The sequence below is a fragment of the Paenibacillus sp. EC2-1 genome (assembly GCF_049311625.1).
Classification (GTDB): Bacteria; Bacillota; Bacilli; order Paenibacillales; family Paenibacillaceae; genus Paenibacillus_AQ.
Map to the genome: position 1 here is coordinate 4,930,773 of NZ_CP186006.1, position 13,614 is coordinate 4,944,386.

The 13,614-nt window shown below is 44.9% G+C and carries 9 protein-coding genes; 2 read left to right on the forward strand and 7 right to left on the reverse strand.

What is annotated here, in order from left to right:
• The first annotated feature begins 238 nt into the window (after positions 1-238).
• Positions 239-4,729 carry a DUF5057 domain-containing protein gene (locus ACK8P5_RS23235; RefSeq protein ID WP_422658545.1) on the forward strand — a complete coding sequence of 1,497 codons (4,491 nt, stop codon included), beginning with the start codon at positions 239-241 and terminating at the stop codon, positions 4,727-4,729.
• A gap of 59 nt (positions 4,730-4,788) precedes the next feature.
• On the opposite strand, the gene ACK8P5_RS23240 is transcribed toward ACK8P5_RS23235, so the two are convergent.
• The 4 genes from ACK8P5_RS23240 to ACK8P5_RS23255 form a co-directional block, all read right to left on the reverse strand.
• Positions 4,789-5,733 (reverse strand): phosphotransferase enzyme family protein, encoded by a 945-nt coding sequence (locus ACK8P5_RS23240; RefSeq protein WP_422658546.1) that lies wholly within the window; start codon positions 5,731-5,733, stop codon positions 4,789-4,791.
• Positions 5,734-5,843: 110 nt separating this feature from the next.
• On the reverse strand, positions 5,844-7,556 hold the full coding sequence (locus tag ACK8P5_RS23245) for a hypothetical protein (protein WP_422658547.1): 1,713 nt from the start codon (positions 7,554-7,556) through the stop codon (positions 5,844-5,846).
• A 13-nt stretch (positions 7,557-7,569) separates the two neighbouring features.
• A complete protein-coding gene (locus tag ACK8P5_RS23250; protein ID WP_422658548.1) occupies positions 7,570-8,130 on the reverse strand; it encodes a PulJ/GspJ family protein in 561 nt (186 codons plus the stop codon).
• Complete coding sequence (locus ACK8P5_RS23255; protein ID WP_422658549.1) at positions 8,114-8,677, reverse strand: type IV pilus modification PilV family protein; 564 nt, start codon at positions 8,675-8,677, stop codon at positions 8,114-8,116. The genes ACK8P5_RS23250 and ACK8P5_RS23255 overlap by 17 nt, the downstream gene beginning before the upstream one ends.
• Positions 8,678-8,865: 188 nt before the next feature.
• Here ACK8P5_RS23255 and ACK8P5_RS23260 point away from each other — a divergent pair, with 188 nt between their 5' ends.
• A complete protein-coding gene (locus tag ACK8P5_RS23260) occupies positions 8,866-9,642 on the forward strand; it encodes an alpha/beta hydrolase (RefSeq protein ID WP_422658550.1) in 777 nt (258 codons plus the stop codon).
• A gap of 87 nt (positions 9,643-9,729) precedes the next feature.
• Here ACK8P5_RS23260 and argH read toward each other — a convergent pair whose 3' ends face one another.
• The 3 genes from argH to argF all read right to left on the reverse strand — a co-directional run bounded on the left by argH (position 9,730) and on the right by argF (position 13,532).
• Positions 9,730-11,148: an argininosuccinate lyase gene (gene argH, locus ACK8P5_RS23265; RefSeq protein WP_422658551.1), complete on the reverse strand. Its 1,419-nt coding sequence runs from the start codon at positions 11,146-11,148 to the stop codon at positions 9,730-9,732.
• Positions 11,149-11,292: 144 nt separating this feature from the next.
• The gene (locus ACK8P5_RS23270) at positions 11,293-12,525 is read right to left on the reverse strand and encodes an argininosuccinate synthase (protein WP_422658552.1); all 1,233 of its coding nucleotides are present in this window, start codon (positions 12,523-12,525) and stop codon (positions 11,293-11,295) included.
• Between the two features lie 50 nt (positions 12,526-12,575).
• Positions 12,576-13,532, reverse strand: coding sequence for an ornithine carbamoyltransferase (gene argF / locus ACK8P5_RS23275; RefSeq protein ID WP_422658553.1), 957 nt, complete (start codon positions 13,530-13,532; stop codon positions 12,576-12,578).
• Positions 13,533-13,614: the final 82 nt, after the last annotated feature.

The following is a 13,614-nucleotide window of genomic DNA, read 5'->3' on the forward strand; positions in this document are numbered from 1 at the left end:
CGATGTATTGTAATTTTTGCTATCCATATAATAGAATAATGATTTTGTATAGTTACATAGTCTTATTAAGTAGGGATAATTTCATACTTTCGTATTGCTTAGATGAGAGGTTTGACCTAGAATGATATATAACACACCTTGGAAATTTTTACAACTACTCTCTCTATTGAGCTTGTCAAATAATCAGATAATATGTTTTTATTTTAGGGTTTTTAGTAGAAAGGAGCGAATAACAACGATGAAAAGACACTACAAGTGGAGTTTACTTCTTGTTTCCGGATTCATATTGATTTTACTGCTCTTATTACCAATCAGGGACTTTCTAACTAAGGCCGAAGCAGACAACACGAGTTATACCATTCGAATTCTGGAAGTAACAGATAACGGGTCAACAGACCTAGCTGGGTTAACTTCTGGAGGGAATCCAATTCAGATTGATACGATGAGTATGAAGAGATTCGTTTCTCTTCGCACAGACCTGGATGGAAAGTATGATGCTATATACATAGGATCGGGGATATACAACAAGAGCGGTGTAGCGGGGAAAGATCATAATACATCTACGGTAATGAACGACATTACGAGATTGAAAGCAAAAGCGATTATCGATCATTTTATTAACAAAGGGCTTTATGTGTTTTTGCATACAGATCCTTTTACGAATCGGGAGCCTAGCGAGCAAGGGAACCTATACAATGCTTTCAATGAATATCGTACCTCTACGAAATCAAATGTCATATTTGTTAATACGAATGATGTGAAGAAGCTTGTTCAAGATATCAACAAGGGAAGTTCCCCATACCTCCCTGGTATGAAGCAGCGCCCTCGCCTTGAAATTACGAATAGAGCCGAGATCATAGAGTACACGACGAGTCCAAACCATATCTATCAGATCGGTGATGAGCTCACCTATAAGATTCGTGTATCTAATGTGGCCGATTTTAAGAAGCGACCGGTTACAGCCAACCTATATATGAGTGTTGATAAATCAATCGCCATGACCAAGGATCAGATCGTTGCCTCTACCACACTGGATCAAGGACCTACCGGAGAAATTAAATATAAACTGCCGAAGACCTATTCGGGCGTCCTATATTGGAAGTTAGAAATCGTGGATCAACTAAACCCGAATCAATGGAAGGATTATGACAGTGGATCGATTCGATTCCGAGGCAAAAAGACTGTCGTCAGCATACTTCAAGTACTGCCTAACAATGAAGGTAATCGAAGCAGCAGTCTGCTCAATAGGGCTAATATGGACCCGAGTTTTTTGAAAAATGATGATTACGAGCTAAAGATTGAAACCAAATCCATTCAAGACTTTAACAGGTATATTGCTACTAACTACAGTTCAAATCAAACCTATGGATTAAATGGCATCTACGATATGATCATTTTTGGTTTTGCCGATATCTATAACACAAAAACACCGATCAGCGCTCAGGCAGCCGATGCGGTTGTCGAATTCATCGAGAAGACAAAACAAAGTGTCATGTTCACCCATGACACCATTTATGCGAGCACCGCCGAATGGATGAGCAAGTTCCAGAGTATTACGGGCCAGATCAGACCGGAGACCAATCTGGGTTTAAATGCACCCAACACATCCAAACTCGTGGCTCCTGTAAACGATGGGTTACTCACACAGTACCCTTTTAACTTATCGATAACGAACGATGCCACCAAACCGATCAATCAGGTCGCAACGACACACAACCAATATTTCACACTGAACTTGGAGGATGAAGAGGTTATTCCTTGGTATAACATTCGGGGCAATAATCGTGATATCAACGATAGCTGGAACCACTATTACACTTACTCCAAAGGAAATGTAACGTATTCGGGAACAGGGCATATTTTTACCGGAAACAATTCGGCTTCATTCCCTGACTGGGAACAAAGATTATTCGTTAATACGATGTACCGTGCCTTCACTGGAGCTAATCATGCTCCCGAAATTACGGTTTTGACCCCAGAGAACAACAGTGTAAAGCCTTCGTATCAGGAAGAACTCGTTGTCAGCTACACGGTGGATGATTGGGACTGGAAAGACCGGAATCTGCTTACAAGTGTCAAGTTCAAGAAAGATAATATCTACCTCAGTGATATGACCATCCATGAGAAAGCGATCCTCTCGGGCCAGACGGTAACGCAAGCCTTCAAGAACCCCCTTCCCGAAGGTGGCAACCTTGAAATCGAAATTTCGGCATGGGACAAGCAAGGTGCGATGTCAACCAAAACGATCCATGTCACCATCAAGAAGGTAACAGTGAATCTGGAAACGAGTCGTTCGCTTTCGGACAACGTCATTCAAAATGAAGTGAAGCGTGATGAGGAAGTCGCTATTAGCTATACAGTAACGCCCAAACCTGTCCCTTATCTGGATGTTGATGTTAGCGCACAAGGCAAGGACAAGCTGGTCATTTCGGATATTCAGTTTATGGAGACGTTTCCTGCGAATTTTGAAATCTTAGAAATGCCGGAAGGAACGATTAAGACTGGAACGCTTGATACAGGCTATGTGCTGCACAAGAGTTTGGGCGATATTACCTATAAGTTGACGGAAGTAAACGGCATTAAGTCATACGTTCCTGAGGAACGCCAGCTTATCACTTTTCAGGTGAAGGGCACACCTAAAGCCAAAGGAGTCTATCTACTTGATAACTCCAAGATTGATTATGAGGATATACATGTGCTGCCTGAGGTTGGAGATGAGCAAGGCGCTGGGGATGGGCAAGTCCCTGAGGCCCCTGAGGGAACCGCATCGAATACATCACTTGGACTTCCTAAAGATTTTTCCATGTTTGTGCTGAACAATATCAATATTAGCAACTTCACGAATGAAGGGGTCATGGCCGGCGGAGGTAATGTAACTATATCTGGTTTTGGTGTCGGTACGGGACTTGATCGCAGCTACGCTAACAAATATACCGTCATTGCAGGTAACGATATTAACGTCGGTAATGGATCATTCGGTACGGATAAAAATGAATGGGGAAAAGCTGCCTATGGCGGAACGGCCACCACTCTTGATTATCTCAAGCACTTAGTGATAAAAGACAGTCCAATTGATTTTACCGCCATTCGAAGAAATATGCTGCATACATCAGAGGCTATTGCACAGCTCCCTGCTACCGGAGAGACAAAGATTACTGAAAATGGAGGAATCCTCACACTTATCGGTGATGATCCTAAACTTAATGTATTTCATGTAACGGGAGAAAAGTTAAAGCTAGTGAATACATTTACTATTGAGGCTCCTGCAGCTTCTACGGTTATCGTAAACATCGATGGAGCTCATGTAGAGATGGGTAGGGGATTATCACTCAAAGGCGTCGATGCAGCCCATGTGCTCTATAATTTCCATCAGGCTTCTACGGTATCTAATGTAGGTATTGAGGTGCTTGGGACGGTTCTTGCTCCGAAAGCTGCATATAGACTACAAGGTAACATCATTGGTTCGGTTATCGTTGATTCGATGTCAGGCGGAGGCTACAAAATCTTTCTCAAGCCATTCGAAGGAGATATCGGAATCAATCCACCAGAACCCGAATCTCCACAACCGCGGCCTCGCATACCAGCGATGTTCCCGGATCTAGTCTTTAAAGCTGTTGTGAAAGTCACGGAAATTCAACTTAGTGGAAGAACCATTTTGGTAGATACAGAGCAGCAGTTATCCCCGGTCGTACTCCCTGAGGATGCAGATAATAAGATGCTGGGTTGGGAGTCTTTGGATTCAAGCATTGTATCCGTTACTAATGAAGGCACGATTCATGGTCTAAAGGAAGGTACTACAGAGATCAGAGTATTCGCGACGGATGGCAGTAATGTATCCACCATCGTTCAGATCAAGGTGATCAATCGAAACTTAACCATCACAGGTCCGAACACTGCAAAAGTACGCGATGAACTCGACCTCTCGGCCTCATACGTAACTGTTGATGAGCAAGTCACTGGCTATCGCTGGAGTGTTAAGCCCATGGATGGACATGATGTATCCGACATGGTAAGAATCGTTCAGGTTGAAGCCGATCCAAGTAAGGTGAAAGTGACCGCTTTGCAAAAAGGTCGTGTCACCCTCATTGCCACTGTCTTAACGAATAAATTCCCGAAAGGGGCTATGTCGCGGGAACATACCATCACGATCTCTCAGCGATTGGATGAGATTTTTATCGACGGTCCTCAAAAGGTTCTCGTTGGAGAAAACATCACACTCAAGGTGCTCACCAATCCTGCTGGTGTTGAGAATACAGGTTATCAGTGGTCTCTTGTAGGAGATAGCGCCACCTACGCGAAGATCATGCCAGCAATAGATGGCTTAACTGCAACCGTTACTGGATTGAAACAGCATGATGCGATCAGAGTACAGGTAACTACCAACTGGCCTTCCGATAACTTAACAGCGACCAAGGATATTAAGGTTGTGCCTGTTCTTACTGGCCTTAGATTAGAGGGGGTAACCGTTAAAATTCATGACACAGCCAATTTATTCGATGATAAGCTGACTGCCCTTCCGAGTGATTTCATGAAATCCGAACTGAGGGGTAAATTGGACTGGACGAGCTCCGATGAATCGATTGTCACGATCGACCAGAATGGAATCATTACAGGAAAGAAAAAAGGCATCGCTCAAATTACTGTAACCTACATTAATGCTAAGAATGTGAAGATCACAGCGAAAGGCACCGTGAAAGTCCTAGGAACGAGTAGTACAGATAAGTATTAACAACAAGCAGCCCAACCGATGAAGTCTAACGGTTGGGCTGTACTTTTTATGTAAACCTTCTAGACGCTATAAAATATACGCTCACCTGAAAGGAAAGGGAGACCGTATTTCTCACATAATACAGGCATTCGTTCACGCATCCACGGATGTACCGCCTCATTCTCCATCTGAAAAGCATAATAACCAATAATAGCAATTAACATGAAGCCTTCTATAAGGACCATATCATGCTGAGGTATATGCGATTGTCCGTAGTAACCCCCCAGAAATGTTCCTCTATGTTCGGTAGGAACCATCATGGCTCCCATAGCAACATCCAGCAAATAATACCCAGGTCCAAAAAAACCAAAGTCGATAAAACTCATCTTCCCATCAGGCGTTACGAGGATATTCCCTAAACTCAAATCCCCATGAATAAGTCCCCAATAATCTGTAGTATCCCCTTGCTCTTCGAGGCGTGCGTTAATTAACCGAATACTATCCTCTATAACTTGAACGTCCGATGCCGTGAATAGTCCCAACTCATAACCACGCTTAATGGTTATCACTAGCTTATTGTTATATTCGATACCCTGGCTAGGCCTCTTGTCCAACCCAGTAGCTCGATATCCTCGAAAGAATGAATGCAACTCTGCGATGTCAGCTCCTACCTTAGTAACAAACTCAGCATCCACGAGATCTTCTTTCTTAAGATCCCTTCCTTCTAACCACGTAAGCAATGAGCAGTTTAGGCTCTGGCCTTCATATTCTATAACCGTCACCAAGTCACCATCTTGATTCCGAATAGGCATTTGAACACGAAGCCCGATCTGACCTTCCAACGCCAATGCTTCTAGCATTTCTAGTTCACTCAATAAGCCATCATACGTATGCTGTTGCCCTGCCATACTTGGTTTAAACGGTTGATGAATTCGCATTAAAAAGGCGTTGCCATTAGCTTCGTCATCAACCTTGTAGGTTCTATTCTCATTATGTCTAATAAACGTAATCACAGGTTGCTCCATGCCATAACTTTTTAAGATTAGAAAAAGATACTCCTCAGTCATTCATCGTACCTTCTTTCATCGTTAGAATTGTTCATCTCAACCCAATCTGTTACGCGTAACGGCATCAACTATTTCAGTCTAACGTTCCCAACCCGGACACTAATGTTATTCACACGAGGAAGGCCTGCTCCTTGCTCTATGTAGACCTGATTATTATAGTTGGCACGAAATCGAATTAACCCTGTGTTATTGACCTGAATAACATCTCCTCCGTCCTTAGCTTCTCCTCTTACCGCATTCACCGTTAAGTCTCCTTTAGCGAAAAATCCGCCATTCAGTGAAAAGATAGACCCAACACCGTACAGTTCTGCCGTCGCATCGGTATAGAAGAAGGCGTTTAAGGTCTGAGTCGTCTCTTTAAAAGCATCAAACCGGTTTACGAGAATAGGACCTTTTGATATCACAACCGCTCCACTGCCCCCAATTGAGGCATCCTCTACTAAGGTAGAGCCTAGCACAAACACGGTGGAATCCAGTTGCACATTCCCTCGGATCTCAAGATTACCACTCACGAGCAGATTCGCATGAATAAACATCGCATGATCACTGTAGTTATCTATCTTCATATTCCCATCAACAACATACCATTTTCCGCTCTTACTAACTCCATCCTTATACTGAATACCCGCTAGCTCTACCCCATCGAATACCAGATCTCCCTTGATCACTTGGGAATCCGCTGGTCTTGTGAAGCGTTCAATGGCATTTCGATAATCCGTCCATAGCATAATGTCCTCAGGCTCTAATGAATCCTCAGGTACAAGTGGCCGAACAGGCAATGTGCCCGGTATGGACACATCGTATTTTAGAAGGTAGTCCCCTAGAAACTCAGCAAGACCCACTTCGCTTATCTTACTTCGAACATACCCCCGGTCTACTCCTGCCCTGTTCCCGATGGCCTCCATCACTTTATCTAAGAAGGATTCTTCCACATTCATTTGAACGAATTTTCGATGATTCTTAATCTTCAGCTTGTCCATTGGAAGAATTCCAGGCCAAATGATCCCCTCTTCCAGCATATCCGCTGCACTCATCGACCCACTCTTATCATTCTGTGTGTACATGACATCTTTTAAAGATTGGATATGTGCCTCTCCGCTATCCTTCAGTCCTTCACTAGGCTTTAATTCAAATGGTGTAGACTTCATCGTAAGAGAGTTTGAATGAAAATCATACTGTGCTTCGTCGCTAACGTACAATTTTACACCCGCATATATATTCCCTGTCACTTCAGGTGAACCGTTAATGGTTAAGTTCGCTTCTGACCCCAGTGTGTATTTCAAAAAATCCGGGAACGTATCAAACACAACTTCCTGAATCAGCTCCCGCTGAACCCCGTTCACGTCTGCTTGGGCTAACAGAGTCAGTTTATAACTCACAGGCTGTCCGTACTCCTCGATGCGCTCGTAATCGATGTCCATAATCTGACCCTCTGCATCCGTCAGCTCTGTACTTGTTGGCAGTATCACATTATTATTCTTCAAATTACTCAAGTAATTATTAATTAGATAGTCTAGATCATCCTTATTCGAATTGTTGCTCAGCTTTACTTTTGATTCCAATTCCGCTGTGATGTAAGCAACCGTTTCTTCCAAAGTCTTCTCCGCAAGATGTAAGCTCTGCACATCATTCTTCCGGGTCTCTGTCCGCTGCGCTCCCCCTACGGCTGCACTAAGTACGGTAACACCTAATATCGTAAATAAGAGAGCAATGAACATGACCAGTACCAGCGCTGAACCTCGTTCTTCGGATATTCGTGCTGAATCCTTCTTATCAGGCATGACCCCTAGCCTCCTAAAATCCAAATTTGCTCTCAAGCTTTAGTTCATGATCACGTTCATCTTCCGGCTGCTGCAGCTGCAACGAGATATGGATCAATCCACTATCACAAAAATTTGCGCCCTTGCACGATCTTCCATCCACCGTCTTAGACTGTATCTTACTTCCGCTGAGATCAAAATCGACTGCGGTGCGTGGATCATTCGAGAGGGGCGGCGCCCCTAATTCACCGATAACGAGGCTACCATTCACAATTTCGATAGAGCGTCTTGTTGTACCCCCACCTTCCTCTTTGATCAGTACGATCCCGCCCCCACTGTTATCCGTACTTTCTATATTCTCTATGTAATCTGGTCCAAATGTATAAAGCTCTGTCATAATCGAGGACATAACAATGTCAGCTTCATCTCGAAGAGCGTTCTCTATCTTGATTTTATGGTAATTCCTAAATCCGAACATGGTTACAGCTGAGATCAAACCTACAACCAAAGAAAATATCGTCAGGGCAGCGATGAGCTCAATCAGCGTAAATCCGGAATCTGACCTGAGGCTGAAACGGCTAGCGTATTTTTTCATCTGTAATATATCCCTCCACAACCGTCTCATAGGCTTGCCCTCTAGGCCCACCCGGCCCTTTCACCACAACTTTCACGGGTAGTAGATACTGTGCCATCTGGATTTTTTGATGCTCGGGGACCGAGCTACTATCTGCTGGATCGCCTTCTAGCATTTCCGTATGCAGTTCAGCCTGATAAGAGATTTCGAGCTCGTACTGAACATTATTGACTAAGGGATTCAGAATATCTGGGAGGATTCCTGGACTAAGGAACTTATCTTTATACTGACATTCGGAAGTGTTCGTGCAGAGATTGCCTACTAAACCAGGTTGCTGGATATCTGATCTGAATAGTTGCTTCATGGTTTCAAAATCCTGCTTCTCCATATAAAACAAAGCATTCCGTGCGAGATTCACCATCACAGTCTTATTCTGGTTCGATTTAGAGTAGGACAAAGCATTCGTAAAATAAGACGTTAGTACCAGGGAGATAATCGACAAAATGACGATAGCAGCCAGCACTTCTAACAAGGTGAACCCATTTTCTTTTCGAAAATCTGTCTTCATGCCCGTTTCGCCTCATATTCTCTCTATTTTCGCATTTGCGAACAAATGATAGATTATTCCTATTTCCATTATATTCCGTGAAGCTCTGGTCATCAACCAATATGTGGGGATTTATAATGTATATCCATTATCTTTTATGCTATCATCTGAAATGAAATGGCTTTCATAGACGAAAGGAGATTATTCATATGGCACTTATGCAATGCCGTTTTTACTCGGAGGCGTTAGGACTCAGCACAAGCATGAACGTCATTCTTCCGCAAAATACAACCTCTCAAATTGGCATGGAAAGCCGCTCCGGCAGTCATCGCCATCCAACACTTTATCTACTGCATGGATTATCTGATGATGATTCCATCTGGCTGCGCCGAACTTCAATTGAACGCTATGTGGCTTCCTTGGGCATAGCCGTTGTTATGCCACAAGTCCATCGCAGCTTTTACACAGACATGGAATACGGTGGGAAGTACTGGACCTTTGTTAGCGAAGAGTTGCCTACTCTTGCCCGCTCTTTCTTTCCGTTATCGGACAAGCGTGAAGACAATTTCGTGGCTGGTCTTTCAATGGGCGGATATGGGGCCTTCAAGTTAGCTCTGCGGAAACCTGAGATGTTCGCAGCAGCTGCAAGTCTTTCCGGCGCACTAGATGTAGTAGAAAGATTCAGTAATGAAGGATTTAACCATGAAGCGCAGCTTATCTTTGGTGATCAACCCATCCAAGGAACAGATAATGACCTCTTAACCCTTTTAAAGAAGCTAGATCAGTCTGAAGGACCCAAACCGAAGTTATTCCAATGCTGCGGTACAGAGGATTTCCTGTATGAGGATAACCTCACATTCCTAAAGGCTTGTAAGGAAACATCACTGGATCTCACCTATGTGGAAGGGCCAGGAGCACATACTTGGGAGTACTGGGATGAGCGAATTCAAGACGTGCTGAAGTGGCTTCCGATTCGCGACATATAAGGTTTTTCAACTTACTACCATAAAAAAAGACTGCCATCAGGAAGCTTAATCATTAGCTTCCATGGCAGTCTTTTTCATCTTGTTCTTTTATTCAGCTACTCCTGCGGAGTGCGCCCCAATCCATTCAGCGGATACGGCCAGCGCCTGCTCCGCACGGTCGATCGCCGCTTTCACCTGTGGTGAAGCTGTGCCGCCATATACGTTACGAGCGTTAACTACCGTCTCTGGCTGAAGCACTTGATAGATGCTGTCATCAAACAACGGTGAGAACTGCTGGAACTCTTCGAGCGTTAGATCCAGTAAGAATTTATTGTTTTGGATACAGTAAAGTACCGTCTTACCAATGACTTCATGTGCCTGACGGAAAGGAAGTCCCTTCCCAACGAGGAAATCAGCAATGTCTGTTGCATTGGAGAAGTCTGTATTCACTGCTTCACGCATCCGGCCTTTATTCACTTTCATCGTTGCGATCATTGGGGCGAATAGTTGCAGGGCACCCTCAAGTGTCGCAACCGTATCAAACATGCCTTCCTTGTCTTCCTGCATATCCTTGTTATAAGCGAGCGGCAAGGATTTCAGTACAGTTAGTAAGCCCATCAGATTGCCGTACACACGTCCTGTTTTACCACGGACAAGCTCAGGTACATCCGGGTTCTTCTTCTGCGGCATGATACTGCTGCCTGTGCAGAATGCATCGTCAAGTTCGATGAAATTGAACTCGGTGCTACTCCAGAGTACCAGCTCTTCGCTTAGACGCGAGAGGTGCATCATAATCATGGACGCATCCGACAAGAACTCCAAGATGAAGTCGCGATCGCTTACCGCATCCAAACTGTTCTCATACACACCATCAAATCCGAGCTGCTCAGCTACAAAATGACGATCAATCGGGAACGTTGTTCCTGCAAGTGCGCCTGCACCGAGTGGCAAGATGTTAATCCGCTTATAGCTATCGATCAGTCGTCCAATATCACGCTGGAACATGGACACGTATGCCATCAGATGATGCGCGAACAGAATAGGTTGTGCACGCTGCAAATGCGTATAACCTGGAATGATTGTATCCAAATTGTCTTTAGCTTGTCCGATCAGTGCCGATTGTAACTCATACAGCATACCGGTTAATTCAACAACACGATTACGCAGATATAAATGCATATCGGTTGCTACTTGGTCATTCCGGCTACGTCCTGTATGCAGCTTGCCACCCACAGGTCCTACTTCTTCGATCAGATTCTTCTCGATATTCATATGAATATCCTCATCAGAAACAGAGAACTCAATCTCACCTTTGCGAATCCGCTCAAGGACTTTGTTGAGACCCGTTTTGATCATCTCTACATCCTCTTGTGGCACAATACCGCACTTGCCCAGCATGGTCACATGCGCGAGACTCCCTTGAATATCCTCCTCAGCTAATTGTTTATCAAAGCCGATGGATGCGGTGTATTGTTCTACTAAGGCGTTTGTCTGCTTCGTAAAGCGGCCTCCCCATAACTTGCTCACAACTCTTGCCCCTCTCGTGTAAGGCAGAGGGCCGTCTCTCATCAGGGCCACCTGAAAGCCCTGTCCATTTAAGGATCAGCTTCTAAGGTAACACTCGACATGAAACGGCCTTCGCCTGTTTAAGTATAGTTAAATTGCCGGTGATTACTGATTTTGATTAACGCCAGTAGCCACTTTCAAACGCAGTGCGTTCAAACGGATAAATCCAGTTGCATCGCCTTGATCATACGCCTGTGTAGGATCAGCTTCCATAGTAGCGATATCCGGATTGTACAGGCTGACAGGACTCTTCACCCCAGCACCAATCACGTTACCTTTGTACAGCTTCACGCGAACTGTTCCTGTCACGTTCTTCTGACTTTCTGTTACCAGTGCTTGAAGTGCCAAGCGCTCAGGCGCGAACCAGAAGCCGTTATACACAAGTGTGCTATAACGAGTAATCAGGCTGTCACGCAGGTTCATCACTTCGCGGTCCATCGTGATGGATTCCATTTTGCGATGAGCAGCGAACAGGATTGTTCCACCTGGAGTCTCATATACGCCACGGCTCTTCATGCCAACAAAACGGTTCTCAACCATGTCCACACGGCCAATACCATGCTTGCCGCCAAGTTCATTCAGCTTCTCCATTGCTTGAAGAGGGCTTAGCTTTTCACCGTTCAGTGCCACACAGTTCCCTTGTTCAAACTCTAGCTCCAGGTACTCAGCTTCATTCGGAGCATCCTCAGGAGATACGCTAAGCAGGTACATGTCCTTGCTCTCAGGAGCACTTGCATCGAACCAAGGATCTTCGAGCACGCCACTCTCATAGCTGATATGTAACAGGTTACGGTCCATGGAGTAAGACTTCGCAGCAGATGCAGTCACCGGAATGCCATGTGCTTCTGCATAAGCAATCATCTCTGCACGACCTGGGAATGCATTACGGAACTCTTCCATACGCCAAGGAGCAATCACTTCAATATCAGGAGCAAGTCCTGCTACGCCAAGCTCAAAACGAACCTGGTCATTCCCTTTACCTGTTGCGCCATGAGCAATTGCAGTTGCGCCTTCAGCACGAGCAATATCAACCATACGCTTCGCGATCAGCGGACGAGCAATACTCGTACCAAGCAGGTATTGTCCTTCGTACATTGCACCAGCTTGGAACATTGGGTAAATGAAATCCTCAGCAAATTCTGCACGTAGGTCATCAATGTATACTTTGGAAGCGCCCGTCGCTAGAGCTTTTTCCTCCAAGCCATCGAGTTCTTCCTTCTGTCCGATATCAGCGGTGAACGCAATAATCTCCGCGTCGTAAGTTTCTTTGAGCCATTTTAGAATAATCGACGTGTCGAGTCCGCCGGAATATGCCAGTACAATTTTTTGTTTAGCCATGGTTTCATTCTTCCTCTCTTTATCGCTTGCTTGAGAATTCTCGCAATCTATTAACCCATCAGAGCAACCATCAATGCCTTTTGAGCATGCAGACGGTTCTCAGCCTGATCAAAAATAACCGAGTTCGCGCCATCAATGACGCCTTCACTTACTTCTTCACCACGGTGGGCTGGTAAGCAATGCAGGAACAGGTAATCCGGTTTCGCTGCATGTTCCAGCTTCTCATCGACTTGATAGTTCGCAAAAGCGATTTCCCGCTGCTTCTGCTCTTCTTCAAAGCCCATGCTCGCCCATACATCGGTATAGATGACATCCGCGTCTTTAACGGCTTCTTCCGGGTCCTGCGTAACGGTAATCTCCGCTCCGGTCTCACGCGCAATCTCCCGGCTCAATTGAACGATTCGCTCATCCGGTTCATAGCCATCTGGGCTCGCTATTGCAACATGCATTCCCATCTTGGCCCCACCAATGAGCAGGGAGTTCGCCATGTTATTGCCATCACCGACAAAAGCCATCTTGAGGCCTTTTAGCTTACCCTTATGCTCAAGAATCGTCTGAAGGTCAGCAAGCACCTGACACGGATGTGCCATGTCACTAAGTCCATTAATGACAGGAATCGATGCATAACGAGCAAGGTTAATCACATTATCGTGACCGAAGGTACGGATCATAATGCCATCCAGATAGCGAGACATGACCTGCGCCATATCACTGATCGGCTCTCCGCGTCCAAGCTGAATATCATTCTTACTCAAGAAGAGCGCGTGCCCACCTAACTGGAACATGCCCGCTTCAAAAGATAATCTCGTCCGTGTGGATGATTTCTCAAAAATGAGTCCGATCGTCTTGCCTTTCAGCGGTTGATAGACCTCACCGTTCTTCTGCTTCCGCTTGATCTCAATAGCTGAATCGAGCAGATACTGAATCTCTTCTGTCGTATAATCGTCTAATTCGATCATATCGCGCCCTTTAAACGTCATCTCCTGCACTTGTCCGCTCGGGGTCATATGCTGCATCCTCCTTACCAATTTCTTGATATTTTTATTGTATCATGATTGGATCAATTTCATATACCTTTAGCGGCTTTCA